Raw genomic sequence first — 15,263 nt, 5'->3', positions numbered from 1 at the left:
TCCTTTAGCTTTATTCTAAATAACAATTTATTTCTCTGGAAATAGATTGTCTGTAAGTTTTCTCCTCCTGTTCACGATGAGGGTGCTTTGTTAAATATACATGCAGTTATGTTGGATGGATTGTTGGGAGAAGCTTATATCGTAAATAACATTGTATGCTAGTCAACAAAAGAATGAAAATAGTATTTGCCGTAACAGTAATTTTTGGAATGTTGTGTACACATGATGCGTTAGCGCAATTTGGAATGGGGCTTAGAGCCGGCGGGAATCTATCTGGTACAAATGGTTCGGCTTTTCGTTCCGGTAAAAGAATCGGTTTTCATATCGGAGGGGATCTTAGCTATCATTTTAACAAAAATCTAGCATTGCAGGCCGAACCGGTCTATAATTTAATGCGGATCCGTAATAACGATCAGACTGCAGAAAGTGAATATGGGATAGGAGCCGGAACCAGAAAATTGGAATATATGAGTGTGCCGTTGTATCTAAAGGTAAATTTTACCCGTACAATTGCGATTATGGGGGACTGGATTTCAATTTTTTGCTCAATGATGACCGTTATAAACTGAACAATGGAGCGAATGCATTTCGAAGTAAGCCCAGAACAGGTTACAGTTTAGGTGCAGAATTGGGTAAGGTTTATTTTCGGTATCGAAAATTTAATAGAACAAATGATATCATAGACAATTGGACTGCGGATATTGAACAATATCAACTGGGACTCAAATTCGAGCTGTTTTAAATCGATTTCAGTGCAAAATCCATTTGTGAAAGACTTTGCTAAACTATTGGTTTTTAATGCATAAAAATTGATATTGGCAATATAAACAGGAGAGGACCATCCCAATTTAATTGGGATGGTTTTTTGTGTTAAAAGCTACTACTTTTGTGCTTGAGTCTTTACGATTGCCTTATCAATGCTATATGCTAGAGGTTATTATCGGCAGATAACATTTCAATTTGCCATCTGATATGGTCCATTGTAATTGGATATTCGACCTCATTGACAAGATTCTCATAGATGTCGTTGAATAATAGATTATAATCTCCTCTATGTGGAAGCGGATAAGAAATATGCTTTTGATTTGTGTTGTCGATAGTCACCAATTTACCCTCACTGCCATTCGGTTCTACACCATAAGCTGGATTATCGGGAAGCATGCCATCTATCAATTGCTGTTCTTGCACATCAGCCATCGTTTTTATGAAGCTTCCTTTGGTACCATGTACCACAAAAGCGGGCAAAGGATCGGCCACAGCAAGGCTCCCCGTTAGAAATACATTCAGTTCATTGGGGTAGCGTAAATGATAATGGAAGTAGTCTGCTACTTGGGAGTTGGGTCGGTTAATTGAAGTTGTTTTACTAAATTTCAATGGTTTTCCGAAGAGCGAAATAGCCTGATCTATAATATGAGGCCCCAGATCATAGGTGAGACCACTGGAGATATATTGGTTGTTTTCCTTGAAATATTTTTGACCTAATTCCATTTTATAGCGGTCGAAGCGGAAAGATACTTCAGTTAATTTACCAAGATTGCCACTTTCAATAACTTTTTTACATCGAGAAAATGGCTGTCATAACGTCTGTTTTGATAAAAGAAAATCCGCTTCCCACTTTTTTTGCTGACCTCGGAAAGTTCGTTGAACTGCGTTATATTTTCCACGGCTGGTTTTTCGATCAGAACATGTTTTCCTGCTTTTAGGGCCTCTGTCGCGAACTCAAAGTGTGTATGATTTGGCGTGTTTACAATCACCAGTGCTATCTTATCGTCTGCCAATAACTGATCTACGGTATCATAGCTTTTGATTTCGGGATAAAGGTCTTGTGCTATTTTCTGTGACCGTTCGACAACGGCGACAAAGTTAAAATGTGGATTGCTATGGATGAAAGGTGCGTGGAAGACGCGACCCGACATACCAAAGCTTAGAATTCCGGTATTGATCTTGGTATTTTTCATTTTTATATGATCTTGTTGAAGCAAGGTTATTTGCTGTTGAGTATTCTTTTTGTAATTACATCTACGAACTGTTGGACCGAAGTAGGGTCTGGATATAAATATAAGTATATCTTGTCTTATTTTAGATCGATCCTTACATATTTGGATTGATTTTTCTTTGGGAAAATCACATTTTTTGTCCACTTTATCTGGATTTTGCCTATCCATACCTATATACCATCATTGTTTATTACAAATCTATGATAACAATAGGCCAGCGAAATACGCCGGGTTTAGAAGATCTAAAGAACTACAATTCTTACTCAAGTAAATATATCCAGTTGTTTTCATTCTTAAGAAGGACTTCATGTAGTATCACTTAATATGATCAAAGACAAGATAATTCTTGAAAAACGATGAGCTATGTGTAATAGTTTGATGAATTTTATTAGGTTGATTATTAGTTTATTGTGTATTATTCATTGGAGGGATAGTTTTTTGCCTTCGGTATTTTACAAGTTATGCAATATATAATATAGAGTTGGATGGTAAGATATGGGAGCGAAACCAGGTCATCGGACTCTACTATTTATAGTATAAGAGATATGGAAGTTTTAATCAGCTCATTAACAAGTAATGGACACAAATTAACACCTCAACGCCTACATATTATCAAGCATTTGTGGCGCAAAGTTATTATCGACAACATTGACGACCTTTATGTTGAGTTGCGAACAATACAGCATATCAGTTGGGCAACTTTGTACTCCACAATTAAATTGCTGCATGCTCTTGGTTGGCTCGAACTGCGTGGGAATGGTCCTAGAGGACGATATTATCGTTGGATCAGGAAAGATTTCAAAGCTGTGGACCTGTGCTAATCGCGGCAGATTCATGATCATATTTTTATCGACGAGATCTGGCCTTGGGAATCTAAAATTGTCCTTAATCTCTCCATAACAGCTATTTTGATTGTTCGCAAATAAAAAGTGGCTATTGGCACAGATCTATTGCAAACAAACTCGCATGACTACTGAAAAGTGTTTCATGTTGCAAGTTATGGATAGGGAAAGTAAATTGTCGTGTTGTTGAGTAAAAATATAGCCGATATAAAATGGAAAAAGGGCAAACCAATTTGTTTTGATTTGCCCTTTTTTGGGTAAGTAATCGGGCTCGAACCGACGACCCCTAGAACCACAATCTAGTGCTCTAACCAACTGAGCTATACCTACCGTGATTTTGATGATACAAAAGTACGATTAAACCCTCTTCCCTCCAAATATTTAAATGAAAAAAACAGGTATTAAAGTCAACTAGGTGAAGATTAGTTTATTAAATTTTAATAAAAAACGATTGTAATAGCCCGTAGGACGTGATTTGAGATTTTTACTTAAAATCAGGTCGATTTTTGTTAGGTAATTGAATCAAAAGTATAAAAAAGCGATCACCCGACTAGAGTGATCGCTTTTTTTATACAGTTATTGTGATATTAGATCATCTCAACACTTCTTTTTACAAAAGATGTTAGATCTGCACCAGATAACAGGCCTCTTGACAAAAGTGCTAGATCAAAGGCTTGTTTCGCCAGTTTCGCACTTTCTTCATCAGAAGAAGATAATATTCTTTTGATCAACGGGTGATTACCGTTAACCGTTACTTTGTAATTATCCGGCAATGAACCATAAAAGTTCATACCACCACCGCCAGTTTTGGCCATATCTTTCATACGACGCATAAACTCATCTATAGTAACGGATACGGGTAAGTCACTCTCACGAAGGGCATCTACCTCAACTTTCATATCCTGACGCGAAATCGCTTTTTCGAAAACTTCCAAAGTTTTTTTGATTCCTCTTCGGATAATGAAAGTTCGATCTTCTCATCTTTTGAATTAGCTTGTCGATCACATCTGCGTCTACACGTTTAAGCTGTACCTTTTCGCCTCCTTTTTGTTCCAAATAGGAGGTGAAATGTGTGTCAAGTGGGCCATCAAGTACCAAAACATCGTAACCTTTGTTTAACGCTGTTTGGATAAAACCATCTTGCTGAGCAGCATCATGTGTATATAAGTAAACAATATTACCATCTTTATCGACTTGAATATCTTTTACCTTTTCATAGTATTCCTTGATTGTAAAGCTCGCGTTGTTGGTGTTTTTTACCAAGCAGAAATCACTCGCTTTTTCCGCGAACTTTTCATCGCTTAGCATGCCATACTTGATAAACAAGCCAATGTCTGTCCATTTTTCTTCAAAACCTTTGCGGTCAGTTTTGAATATTTCATTTAATTTATCCGCAACTTTTTTGGTAATATAGCTGTTGATCTTCTTAACATTGCTATCTGCCTGTAAGAAAGAGCGTGAGACATTCAATGGAATATCTGGAGAATCAATTACCCCATGAAGTAACATCAGGAATTCCGGTACAATATCCTTTACTTCATCAGTAATGAATACCTGTCTAGAGTAAAGCTTGATTTTGTTGCGTTGGATTTCCAGCTCGTTTTTCACTTTAGGGAAGTAAAGAATACCAGTCAAGTTAAATGGATAATCTACGTTAAGGTGGATCCAAAACAATGGCTCATCCATCGAATAAGGATATAGTTCGCGATAGAAGGCTAAATAATCCTCGTCTTTTAACTCTGAAGGGGACTTTGTCCAGGCTGGATTTGTATTGTTGATGATATTGTCAACTTCTACAGATTTATATTTTGGTTTACCTTCCTCATCTTCTCCATCTGGCTCAGAGCTTGTCTTCGTGCCAAAACGAATTGGGATAGGAAGGAACTTTGCATATTTGTCCAAGATGTCCTGTAGACGAGCTTGACTCAAAAACTCTGTGGACTCGTCATTGATATGCAAAATGATGTCTGTACCACGTGTTGTTCTAGTCCCTGTTGAAATTTCGTAAGAAGTACTACCGTCACATGTCCAATGCGCTGGTTCGGCTCCATCTTGGTAGGATAATGATTGAATTTCTACGGTGTCTGCCACCATAAATGCAGAATAGAATCCTAATCCAAAGCGACCAATAATTTCATTTGCATCGTTAGCTTCCTTGAATTTCTCCATGAATTCTGTTGCTCCCGAAAATGCGATTTGATTAATATATTTTTGATTTCTTCGGCAGTCATACCAATACCATTGTCTGAAATCGTAATGGTTTTGGCCGCCTCATCAAACTTCACATCTACGATTAACTCACCTGTTTCGCCATTGTATTGCCCCAAAGATGCTAAACGTTTAATCTTTTGGGAAGCATCAACTGCATTAGATACCAGTTCGCGCAAGAAAATTTCATTATCTGAGTATAAGAATTTTTTGATTACGGGAAATATGTTCTCCGTGTGGATTGAAATACTACCTTTTTCTGGATTCATAATTTGTATGTTGCTATATTTAATTTTATGATTTTGGTGATTAATGAACAATCTGTGTTCCAAATAGCGATTGTAGGACAGGATGGCAGAAATTCATTCATTTTGTCATAATCGTTCAATGTACCCTAGTAATCGTATTTGAACCTATGTCAGGATAGCTTAGACAAAAAATATAGAGGCTCGGGATGGAAGCAAGCAAATGTTTGAATCGGTCGATCGGTAATCCTGTAGAAGATTTAGCTCTGCGAATAATCTTAATTTAATTCAGGGCTCTGTGGGAAGTTGGCGACATGCGCATATTTTGGACCTAGTCCGATAATAGCATCCTTCCAAAGCAATTCACCATTACCCTCAAAAATAATCTGATGATGGTATTTATTTTGAACAGCCCAGCTGTTTTCGTTTATTTCCTTATCCAATTGTCCGCTTGACCAACCTGAATAGCCGATGAAAAACTTAATTTCATCAGATTTAAGCTGATCCTGTTGAATCGCGTCAATAAGTTTTTCTTCATCACCGCCAAAATAGAGGTTTGGACCAACCTCTTCACCACTTAGTAGAAGATCAAACCGACTATGTACAAAAATAGGCTCTCCTGTGCCACAGGTCCACCTATATAGATCGGGAAATGACATTGCGCTATTGATTCCAATAATTGACCAATATAGACATTCGTTTTATTATTCAATACAAAGCCTAAGCTACCTTCTTGGTTATGATCACATAATAGGATAACAGACCTTAGGAATCGAGGGTCTAACATGAATGGCTCTGAAATCAGCAGGCTTCCTTTTTGTGGGTCTAATTCATTAAACATAGGACGCAAAATTAAGTATATGTCGAAATTAATCCTTTTTGTTTAACTCATGCGAGATTTGTGCCAAAAAAACGTTTTTGGCAATTTCTACTAAGTTTATAGAGAAAAAGCAATGATTTTAGTAAGTTTGTAGGAATATAAAAATAGGTTTCTATGTCCATTCAACATAAAGATATTGCAGCGATCAGACAAGATTACGTATTGGGTAACCTATCTGAATCGGATGTGGATCATGATCCCATCCATCAGTTTAAAAATGGTTTGATGAGGCTACTCATAGTGAGGTGATCGAGCCCAATGCGATGGTGTTGTCCACTGTCTCGTCACAGCATTTACCTTCTTCAAGGATTGTTTTATTAAAAGATATTTCAGAAGGAGGGTTGGTATTCTTTACAAATTATGAGAGCCGAAAAGGGGAAGACATGAAAGATAATCCGCATGCTGCGCTTTTATTTTTCTGGCCTGAGCTACAACGGCAAATCCGTATTGAGGGTATTATCGAGCTAGTGAATGAATCAGATTCGGATGAATATTTTCAATCGCGTCCTAAGGGTAGTCGCATAGGTGCCTTGGCATCCCCAAAGCCGTGAGATTCCAAACCGAAATTTTTTAGAGAGTAGAGTAGAAGAGCTTCAGAAGCAATATTTGGATGATGTGACTATACCTCGTCCAGCGCATTGGGGTGGTTATATTCTAAAACCAATCTATTTTGAATTTTGGCAGGGACGTGCTAGCCGTCTTCATGATCGGATCGTCTATAAAAAGGTTTCGGATTCTTGGAAAATCACGCGTCTAGCTCCATAACATAATATGACATTAAGAAGAAATTAAATTAAAACTAGTTTCCGCATTTGGAGATTCAGTAATCCAGAAAGAGGAGATGACTGGCTTACAAGCCGCTTTGTTTATCCATGTTGAAGATCTAGTTCCTGTTTGCTCTTTTCTTAGGGATACCGAGGGTCTATATTTTGATTTTTTGAGCAATATAACTGCTGTAGATTACGAAGATCACTTTACGATCGTCTATCATCTGAGTTCATTGCCTTATCAACATACAGTCGTATTGAAAGTGGAACTGGAGGGCAATCGCTCGTTGGATGAGCTGCCAGAAATCCCGTCTGTTACTCCCATTTGGCGTACAGCAAATTGGCATGAAAGGGAAGCTTTTGATCTGATGGGAATTTATTTTTCAGGACATCCGGATCTAAGAAGAATACTCCTGCCGGATGATTGGGAGGGTTATCCACTACGAAAGGATTATCAGGAGGCTGAAAAATATCATGGCATTAACATTAATTGATCTGTATGGCGAATCCAAAATATAAAGAAGCGTTAGATCGTTATGAAAGGCATCTCACGGAAATTTCTACGCAAGAGATGGTCTTGAATATGGGTCCGCAACACCCTTCAACACATGGTGTATTGCGTTTGCAGTTGATTACGGATGGGGAAATTGTCAAGGAAGTCGTTCCGCATTTGGGGTACCTGCACCGATGTTTTGATAAACATGCGGAATCTTTAAACTATGGGAAGACAATTCCCTTTACCGATCGTCTAGATTACTTGGCATCCATGAATAATAGCCATGCATTTGTGATGGGGTGGAACGTATGTTGGGGTTGGATAGTAAAATCCCCAAAAGAATAGAATATATTCGGGTACTGGTCTGCGAACTCAATCGCATTGCATCACACCTAATTGCTATTGGTACCTACGGCATCGATATCGGTGCCACAACTCCTTTTCTATGGTGTTTTAGAGATCGTGAACATATTATGAATATGTTGGAATGGGCATCCGGTTCGCGTATGTTATATAATTACATCTGGGTCGGTGGTCTTTTCTATGATTTGCCTGTTGGTTTTGAAGCGCGTTGCGCAGAATTCATCAACTATTTTAAACCCAAATTGATTGAATTGGATGAGATATTGACCCAGAATCAGATATTTATATCTAGGACAGCGAATATAGGTGTCCTACCGGCGGATGTTGCAATCAATTATGGTGTTTCGGGTCCTATGTTACGCGCATCAGGTATTAAATGGGATTTGAGGCGGATTGATGGATACTCCGTCTACCCAGAAATAGATTTTGAGATTCCAGTGGGGAAGGGAACTATGGGGAATATCGGAGATTGCTGGGATCGCTATAAAGTTAGGGTAGATGAGGTGCATGAATCTGTTCGTATCGTTGAGCAGTGCCTTGAGCGGCTGCAGAAAGATTTTAAGCGTACAGCTGATTTTGATCCACGTGCACTCGTGCCCAAAAAGGTGAATCTGAAAGCGCAAGATTACTATGTGCGTGCGGAAAACCCGAAAGGCGAGCTCGGTTTTTATTTTGTGACGAAAGAGAAATCCGATATTCCATTACGGGTAAAATCGAGGGGGCCAAGTTTCAATAACCTTTCTGTTATTTCCGAATTGGGAAAAGGAGTGTTGATTGCTGATCTCATTGCTATACTGGGGTCGATTGACATTGTTTTGGGTGAAGTAGATCGATAAATTGCAGTATTCTGCACATTATGAAGATGTTTTGATAAAAAATGGGATATTGTATTGAAAATGTTGCATGAAAACGCATAAAAATTTGCATATGTAAGCAATATTCATCATATTTGCAGTCTCATAATTTAAGTTTATAATTGGTTAATGAAAGCTCGTTACTCCCATAGTAGCGGGCTTTTCTTTTTTTAGTTATTATACAAAATATCCCATTTGTGAAGATTTCATCGAAATTCCTAGTATAGAATTTGGCTTAAATTATTACCTTTACGGGTCTTAAATAAAAGAAAAGTGGCGGAGAGTTTAGTAATTATTCCAACATATAATGAGAAGGAAAATATTGAAAAGATTATTCGTAAAGTTTTTTCCTTATCACATGCATTTGATATCCTAATTGTGGATGACGGGTCGCCTGATGGCACAGCAGATATCGTAAAAAATTTACAATTGAACGAGTTCGCTGACCGCTTATTTATAGAAGAACGGAAAGGGAAGCTGGGCTTGGGGACCGCTTATATTCATGGGTTTAAATGGGGCTTGCCAGAGAACATTATCAATATATCTTTGAAATGGATGCTGATTTTAGTCACAATCCGGAGGATTTGGTCCGTCTGAGACAAGCCTGTGTGGATGGTGCTGATATGAGTATTGGTTCTCGGTATATAAAAGGCGTAAATGTTGTCAACTGGCCGATGAGCCGGGTCTTGATGTCATATTTTGCGTCTGTATATGTCCGTTTTATCACAGGAATTAAAATTCAGGATGCTACGGCTGGTTTTGTCTGCTTTACACGGGAGGTGTTGAAGACTATTCCTTTGGACAAGATTAAATTTGTTGGCTATGCTTTCCAAATTGAGATGAAATTTACGGCCATACAATATGGTTTTAAAGTTGTGGAGGTACCTATCATATTTACGGATAGAACCGAAGGCACATCTAAAATGAGTACGAGTATCTTTAAGGAGGCTTTTTTGGTGTGATCCAGTTGAAACTGGGGAGTATCGGAAAAAGCTATAAGAGAAATTAATAATCTTGGTCAATGAACGAAAATTTAGATCCAAATCCGGAACGTTTGAACAATACAGATCGTGACATCGAACGGGCGTTGCGACCTCAAGCATTTGAAGATTTTACAGGGCAGGCAAAAATATTGGAGAATCTAAATATTTTTGTGAAAGCTGCACGATTGAGAGGAGAAGCTTTGGATCACGTTTTGTTACATGGCCCTCCAGGATTAGGTAAAACGACACTTTCGCATATTATTGCCAATGAAATGGGGGTAGGTATAAAATTACCTCAGGCCCGGTCTTGGACAAACCAGGAGATCTTGCGGGCTTATTAACAAACTTGGAGGAGGGTGATGTGCTGTTTATTGACGAAATCCATCGTTTAAGCCCTTTGGTGGAAGAGTATCTCTATTCGGCCATGGAAGATTTTAAGATCGATATCATGCTGGAAACAGGTCCTAACGCCCGTTCTGTGCAGATCTCATTAAATCCTTTTACACTGATTGGCGCGACGACACGATCTGGTTTGTTAACGGCTCCGCTGCGCGCACGTTTTGGGATCAATTCACGGCTTCAATATTATGATGCAAAACTATTGACAACGATCGTACTTCGGTCTGCACATATTCTGAATACACCTATTTCTGATGAGGGTGCTTACGAGATAGCACGTAGGAGTAGAGGGACCCCACGGATCGCAAATGCTTTATTGCGTCGTACGCGGATTTTGCTCAGATAAAGGGAAATGGAAGTATCGATCAAGAAATTGCAAAATATGCGCTACAAGCGCTGAACGTGGATGAAAATGGCTTGGATGAGATGGATAATAAAATCTTGACTACAATTATTGATAAATTCAAAGGTGGGCCAGTAGGACTTAAAACTGTTGCTACTGCAGTAGGAGAAGACGAGGGTACAATCGAAGAGGTGTATGAACCCTTTTTGATTCAGGAAGGTTATATTATGCGTACCTCGAGGGGGCGTGAATGCACTGAAGCTGCCTATAGACACCTTGGTCGGGCGCATAATCCAAAAGGAAATACATTGTTTTAATTCTAAATAGCCTCCTAGAGGCTATCTTCAATTGTTTCGAAGGATCCGCTTCGTTCGGCTCAATAAAGCTGGACTAGGTTTTATTTTCTGAAAATGATCTATCTGAGCAAAAAGCTCTTCTTTTACCCACGAATGTTTCTTGCTCAGATTATTTAATATGTCTAAACAGTTGACCAAAACAGCTACAGGGCATTGTTGTTCGATCATCCATTGAAAAGCCTGTTCAATAAGTTCTTCTTCGGTCTTTTCATCGAGATCATAGCGTTTATTCTTCTTTGAGGTCAAATACATCAAAACTTTGCTATAACTCCTAAGACCGCTCCAGTTTTTTTGTTTTTTCAAATTCTCAAAAATTGTGGTAACAATCCATCAAGCAACGCCGTGTCCTTTAATACAATGGTTTCAAATACCCAGGCAGCCCGGAAAGAAACGGTTTTATCTTTCTCTAGTGAGATGTCTAGTAGGTCCCGAAGGCTAATATCCCCAAGCATATTCAAAGAAAAATCCGTTACCTCAAATGATCTTAAGGTAACGGATAAAAACTTTATTTTTTCGATGTAGGTCATAAAACCTATTATTTTTGAGGTTTTTCTCTATTCATTTCGGTCATATCGACTTCATTCATTTTGGAATCACCCAAGAGATATTGGCTGAAATAATCGCCCATTTTCCAGAAGAAATATTCCGTCATATCACCAAATCCATGCCGTTGCCCAGGTAAGAGTAGGAAATCGAATCGTTTATTAGCTTTGATCAATGCCTCGACCATCCGGATCGAATTTGCAGGGTGAACATTGTTGTCTATATCACCCGTGGCAATCAATAACCTTCCTTTTAGATTTTTGGCTAATTCGGTATTCTTGTTGATCTGGTATGAAAAAGTTGTATCACCTTTTGCCGACACTTTTTCTGTCACACCATGGTGGCGTTCGCTCCACCAGCGGTTGTAGATTTGATTTTCATGGTTTCCAGCTCCCGATACCGCTACTTTAAAGAAGTCAGGGTAAACAAGCATTGCTGCAGTTGACATAAAACCACCACCAGAGTGCCCGGTGATACCTACGCGATTGATGTCAATAAATTTATAACGGTCAGCAAGCTGCTCTGCTGTTACCTTTTGTCTTCCAATCCATAATCACGTAGATTGCCATAACCATAGGTATGGTACCATTGTGAACGGGATGGATGTCCGCCTCTATTTCCCACGGTAACAACGATAAAGCCAAATTGGGCCAATCGATCTATCCGATCCATGCTCCGTCCAAAAGATTTATTGACAGCTTCTGTTTGTGGGCCTGGATAGACATATTCTACAATAGGATAGGTTCTTGTACTATCAAAATCAAAAGGTTTGTACATGACACCATAGAGGTCTGTGGTACCGTCGCCAGCCTTTACTTTAAACGGTTCAGGGAATTTATAACCTGCAGCAAATAGTAACGACAGATCTGCCTTTTCAAGTGTCATAACCTTCTGCCCATTGCTACTTAATAATACAGATTCTGGTGTTGTATTTACTCTCGAGGAGTTGTTGACAAAATACTTGGAGGATTCGCTCATCTCAATCTGATGATCAAAGTTTCCTGGATTCAGCAGTTTAATTCCATTGCCGTTGAGATTAACACTGTAATGATGAAGGTAATAAGGATCTTCATTCTTCTCACGACCGGATGCTGTAAAAAACAAAGTCTGTGTTGTTGGATCTATCCCCGTAATTTCCTCACAATGAAAACTTCCTTTGGTAATTTGGTTAATTAGTTTACCGTTGGTATCGTAGTGGTAGTAATGTCCCCATCCATCTCTTTCGGACCAATGAACCAAATGCTTTCCATTTTCGGTCAGGAGTGGTTTTGGACATCAAGATATACGTTGGAGCGTTCCTGAATAATAGGATTGACCGTTCCATTTACATTCACCTTTAATAAGTCTATTCTTTTTAAGTCACGGCTGGAACGGGAGATATAGAACTCTTCGTTATTTCCTAGCCAGTAGTTAATGTAATAATCCTCTTTGTATGAATTTCTGTCTGGCGTTTTGGTCCAGTTGGAGATAGTTTGGTTTTTAAAAGCTGCGATATTTATCCTACGTGGTGCCTTTGTTGCCGCTTCAAAGATATAGAATTCAGTTTCGGTCGAGTCAACCTCACCTGGCATTTGGTATTTATAAGTTTCCAGGGTAGGGCGAGCAGAACCTACATTATTGATCACCCACAAAGGTTTTAATGATCTGTTATCTTTTCTTGTCAGGGTAAAATAGCGACCGTCTGGTGACCAGCTGATCCATACACGTTTGCGTTTCGTTTCACTGTCTTTATCCTTTTCGTCACCTGTGGTCGTGCTATATTCATCACCGCCCCAAGCATAGTATTGTACGCCGTCTTTTGTAATCTGATGTTCGACAATGGTGCTATCTTTTTCATTTTTGACCGCTTTGAGATAGTTGGCTTTGTCCATCCAATAGAGATTAAAGTCTTTGGCGAAGTAGACGGTATTGGTGTCGGGTGAAAAACTTGCCCAAGCTAGCGGCGCTTTAACCTTAGTAGAATCGCTGATTTCAGTTACTGTCTTTGACGCAAAATCATATTCTAGATAAAAAGCTTTTTCTTTGTTGTGTCTGATTTGTTTTTAAGCTTTTCGATCTCATCTTTAGACTTCACCGTGTCTTTGGTACTCTGGATCTGAAATCTAATCTTTTTTCATCTTTTGTGAATCTTAGCCCTTGTAATTCCAGGTGCTGTGCATCAACAGGATTTTTAACAATCTTGGTTATTTGGGCGGCTACGCTCTCACTGTCAAACAGGGTTTCTTTCTTTTTAAGCGCTGGATTGACTATATACCAGTTTTTGCCTTGTGGACTTGCGTAATCATACCAGAAACGATCCGAAAAGTTGATCCAGTTTGGTTTGATGCTTGTAGAGAAAATCATTTTTTTAATTTCTCTGGGGAAAATTTGGCGGCCAACTGATAATTTGCTTTTACCGGAGGTTCTTGAATCTGCTGTCCAGAGCCGAAATAGGGTAATAGACTGGCTGCAAAAATAAAATAGAACTTATGCATTAAATAAATATAGATAATTGTGTAATCTTGGTTTTGACCACTAAAATATTCATTATTGTACAGTCGTACGAATGATTCGTGTAATAATACTATGATGGATAGAAGTTTTCATTAAAATTTACCAAAAAAAGTTCCTGCGTGGCTCGGGTAACACCAGTATATAACCAGCGAAGAAACTCAAGATCGAGCATTTCATCGTTAATATAACCCTGATCGACAAATACAATAGGCCATTGTCCCCCTGGGCTTTGTGACAGGTGATCGCAAATGCAAATTTAATTTGCAGGGCATTGTAATAGGGGTCCTTTTTAATGGCTTCAAGCCGATCTTTCCTGTCTAATATATCTGCATAATCCATACCGATCTCTTCGTACAGGTTCTTCTGACTTTCATAGGAAAGGTTGGGACCTTCTGTATAGAGACTATCTAAAATAACGCGACAAGTGATCGGTTCGATTTCATCAATATCCATAAATTCCAGTGTAACGTCGGCAAATCTATAGCCATGTTGCTCGTGGATATTGCTCACCTTCCGGACTTTGGCCATATCACCATTCGCGATAAAGCCATCGCCCATATTGTTTTCCTGTAGCCAGAAGTAGTTGTTCTTCACAACCATGATATAGTCTCCACCTGTTAGTTCTTCATCCCTAAAAAGAATCCTGTTGCGGATGTTCTGATTATATAAGTTTGCTGAACGGTTCGAACGGCATATGATCATGGTGTTCTCTACGCCATATTTATCATAGGCATAATTTATTCCCTCTATTAACCGTTCACCTGTCATTCTATAAAGGTCTTTAAATCCTTTTGTTATGAATTTTGGAAATGGGAAGTCATGTTGCCCTTCCTCAGCCGATATGATTTCATTTCGTATTTTGGTCGCATTGTACAGTATGCCCGAATCTTGGGACTGCCGAACCACGGTGGTCAGTTCAAAAGGATAGACACAAAGGTGAAATTCATTTTCAAGGTAGCCCGGATTCAATGCTGGGCTGTCTAATAAACCAACAGGGGGCAACTGAGCGGTATCACCGACAAATAAGAGGCTACAATTCTTGCCAGATTGGACATAGCGAAAGAGGTCATTTAAAAGACTTTTTGAAAATACATTTACTGATTCATTGGAAATCATAGAGGCTTCATCTATGATAAACAAGGTATCTTCGTGCAAATTCTCCGCTAAGGTGAAGTCCAGCTGAAAGGAAATGGCAGATTTTTTTCGGTAGATCTTCTTGTGGATGGTCAGTGCCTTTCGTCCGAATAATAACTCATTACCTTAGCCGCTCTACCGGTTGGCGCTAGAGTACAGCCCTTTTTTCAATGCAGGCAATACTTTGACCAATGCCGCAATTAATGTTGTTTTACCGGTCCCGGCATAGCCTTTGAGGACAAAACAAGACTGCCTGTCAAAAGCAAGCAGAAATTCTTCCAATAGCTCGAATGCTTCCAACTGCTGTGTGGTTGGTTGCCAGGGAAATTGTTGTATTAGCAGATTTTTGATGAACACTCC

At 39.0% G+C, this 15,263-nt stretch carries 19 protein-coding genes, 1 tRNA gene and 5 pseudogenes; 10 read left to right on the top strand and 15 right to left on the bottom strand.

Annotation, left to right across the window (positions count from 1 at the left end):
* Positions 1-173: 173 nt before the first annotated feature.
* Both KUH03_RS44165 and KUH03_RS44160 read left to right on the top strand, forming a co-directional pair.
* The gene (locus KUH03_RS44165; protein WP_257090871.1) at positions 174-569 is read left to right on the top strand and encodes a PorT family protein; all 396 of its coding nucleotides are present in this window, start codon (positions 174-176) and stop codon (positions 567-569) included.
* Positions 542-742, top strand: coding sequence for a hypothetical protein (locus tag KUH03_RS44160; RefSeq protein WP_257090870.1), 201 nt, complete (start codon positions 542-544; stop codon positions 740-742). Before KUH03_RS44165 ends, KUH03_RS44160 begins: the two co-directional genes overlap by 28 nt.
* Positions 743-927: 185 nt before the next feature.
* On the opposite strand, the gene KUH03_RS44155 is transcribed toward KUH03_RS44160, so the two are convergent.
* On the bottom strand, positions 928-1,548 hold the full coding sequence (locus tag KUH03_RS44155) for a Gfo/Idh/MocA family oxidoreductase (RefSeq protein ID WP_257097908.1): 621 nt from the start codon (positions 1,546-1,548) through the stop codon (positions 928-930).
* Positions 1,521-1,958: a Gfo/Idh/MocA family protein gene (locus tag KUH03_RS44150; protein WP_257090869.1), complete on the bottom strand. Its 438-nt coding sequence runs from the start codon at positions 1,956-1,958 to the stop codon at positions 1,521-1,523. Before KUH03_RS44150 ends, KUH03_RS44155 begins: the two co-directional genes overlap by 28 nt.
* Positions 1,959-2,542: 584 nt before the next feature.
* On the opposite strand from KUH03_RS44150, the gene KUH03_RS44145 reads away from it, so the two are divergent.
* The gene (locus tag KUH03_RS44145) at positions 2,543-2,818 is read left to right on the top strand and encodes a transcriptional repressor (RefSeq protein ID WP_167457179.1); all 276 of its coding nucleotides are present in this window, start codon (positions 2,543-2,545) and stop codon (positions 2,816-2,818) included.
* Positions 2,819-3,095: 277 nt separating this feature from the next.
* On the opposite strand, the gene KUH03_RS44140 is transcribed toward KUH03_RS44145, so the two are convergent.
* The 5 genes and pseudogenes from KUH03_RS44140 to KUH03_RS44120 form a co-directional block, all read right to left on the bottom strand.
* Positions 3,096-3,169, bottom strand: a tRNA-His gene (locus KUH03_RS44140).
* Positions 3,170-3,426: 257 nt separating this feature from the next.
* A complete protein-coding gene (locus KUH03_RS44135) occupies positions 3,427-3,738 on the bottom strand; it encodes a hypothetical protein (protein WP_257090868.1) in 312 nt (103 codons plus the stop codon).
* On the bottom strand, positions 3,728-5,008 hold the full coding sequence (htpG, locus tag KUH03_RS44130) for a molecular chaperone HtpG (RefSeq protein WP_257090867.1): 1,281 nt from the start codon (positions 5,006-5,008) through the stop codon (positions 3,728-3,730). The genes KUH03_RS44135 and htpG overlap by 11 nt, the downstream gene beginning before the upstream one ends.
* The gene (locus KUH03_RS44125; protein ID WP_257090866.1) at positions 4,951-5,226 is read right to left on the bottom strand and encodes an ATP-binding protein; all 276 of its coding nucleotides are present in this window, start codon (positions 5,224-5,226) and stop codon (positions 4,951-4,953) included. The genes htpG and KUH03_RS44125 overlap by 58 nt, the downstream gene beginning before the upstream one ends.
* 344 nt (positions 5,227-5,570) lie before the next feature.
* Positions 5,571-6,079: pseudogene (locus tag KUH03_RS44120) on the bottom strand (YqgE/AlgH family protein).
* 207 nt (positions 6,080-6,286) lie between these two features.
* Between KUH03_RS44120 and KUH03_RS47700 the strand changes: the two are divergent.
* From KUH03_RS47700 to ruvB, 7 genes and pseudogenes are all read left to right on the top strand, one after another.
* On the top strand, positions 6,287-6,421 hold the full coding sequence (locus KUH03_RS47700; RefSeq protein WP_306429367.1) for a hypothetical protein: 135 nt from the start codon (positions 6,287-6,289) through the stop codon (positions 6,419-6,421).
* Entirely contained in the window at positions 6,418-6,723 is a 306-nt protein-coding gene (locus KUH03_RS47695) for a pyridoxal 5'-phosphate synthase (RefSeq protein ID WP_306429366.1), read from the top strand. The genes KUH03_RS47700 and KUH03_RS47695 overlap by 4 nt, the downstream gene beginning before the upstream one ends.
* Complete coding sequence (locus KUH03_RS47690) at positions 6,698-6,937, top strand: pyridoxine 5'-phosphate oxidase C-terminal domain-containing protein (RefSeq protein ID WP_306429365.1); 240 nt, start codon at positions 6,698-6,700, stop codon at positions 6,935-6,937. The genes KUH03_RS47695 and KUH03_RS47690 overlap by 26 nt, the downstream gene beginning before the upstream one ends.
* Positions 6,938-7,013: 76 nt before the next feature.
* On the top strand, positions 7,014-7,433 hold the full coding sequence (locus KUH03_RS44110) for an NADH-quinone oxidoreductase subunit C (RefSeq protein WP_306429364.1): 420 nt from the start codon (positions 7,014-7,016) through the stop codon (positions 7,431-7,433).
* A gap of 77 nt (positions 7,434-7,510) precedes the next feature.
* Positions 7,511-8,634 (top strand): annotated as a pseudogene (locus tag KUH03_RS44105) (NADH-quinone oxidoreductase subunit D).
* Between the two features lie 291 nt (positions 8,635-8,925).
* Positions 8,926-9,661, top strand: a pseudogene (locus KUH03_RS44100) (polyprenol monophosphomannose synthase).
* A 12-nt stretch (positions 9,662-9,673) separates the two neighbouring features.
* Positions 9,674-10,694: pseudogene (ruvB, locus tag KUH03_RS44095) on the top strand (Holliday junction branch migration DNA helicase RuvB).
* Positions 10,695-10,721: 27 nt separating this feature from the next.
* Here the strand turns inward: ruvB and KUH03_RS44090 are convergent.
* The 8 genes and pseudogenes from KUH03_RS44090 to KUH03_RS47675 form a co-directional block, all read right to left on the bottom strand.
* Positions 10,722-11,036, bottom strand: a complete 315-nt coding sequence (locus tag KUH03_RS44090) for a hypothetical protein (RefSeq protein WP_257090865.1) — start codon at positions 11,034-11,036, stop codon at positions 10,722-10,724.
* Positions 11,037-11,268: 232 nt separating this feature from the next.
* Complete coding sequence (locus KUH03_RS44085) at positions 11,269-11,751, bottom strand: alpha/beta hydrolase family protein (RefSeq protein ID WP_373564912.1); 483 nt, start codon at positions 11,749-11,751, stop codon at positions 11,269-11,271.
* Between the two features lie 53 nt (positions 11,752-11,804).
* Complete coding sequence (locus KUH03_RS44080) at positions 11,805-12,515, bottom strand: DPP IV N-terminal domain-containing protein (RefSeq protein WP_373564593.1); 711 nt, start codon at positions 12,513-12,515, stop codon at positions 11,805-11,807.
* Positions 12,516-12,532: 17 nt separating this feature from the next.
* Entirely contained in the window at positions 12,533-13,312 is a 780-nt protein-coding gene (locus KUH03_RS44075) for a DPP IV N-terminal domain-containing protein (protein WP_257097900.1), read from the bottom strand.
* A 34-nt stretch (positions 13,313-13,346) separates the two neighbouring features.
* Entirely contained in the window at positions 13,347-13,619 is a 273-nt protein-coding gene (locus KUH03_RS44070; protein WP_257090864.1) for a hypothetical protein, read from the bottom strand.
* A gap of 220 nt (positions 13,620-13,839) precedes the next feature.
* The gene (locus tag KUH03_RS47685) at positions 13,840-13,941 is read right to left on the bottom strand and encodes an ATP-binding domain-containing protein (protein WP_306429363.1); all 102 of its coding nucleotides are present in this window, start codon (positions 13,939-13,941) and stop codon (positions 13,840-13,842) included.
* 740 nt (positions 13,942-14,681) lie between these two features.
* Positions 14,682-14,960: pseudogene (locus tag KUH03_RS47680) on the bottom strand (AAA family ATPase); the annotation flags it as partial.
* 78 nt (positions 14,961-15,038) lie between these two features.
* Complete coding sequence (locus tag KUH03_RS47675; protein WP_306429362.1) at positions 15,039-15,203, bottom strand: hypothetical protein; 165 nt, start codon at positions 15,201-15,203, stop codon at positions 15,039-15,041.
* Between the last annotated feature and the right edge of the window lie 60 nt (positions 15,204-15,263).

The organism is Sphingobacterium sp. E70 (genome assembly GCF_019285695.1).
Lineage (GTDB): Bacteria > Bacteroidota > Bacteroidia > Sphingobacteriales > Sphingobacteriaceae > Sphingobacterium > Sphingobacterium detergens.
Note: the sequence above shows the minus strand (reverse complement) of the source record. Positions and strands in the feature narration are given on the sequence as shown.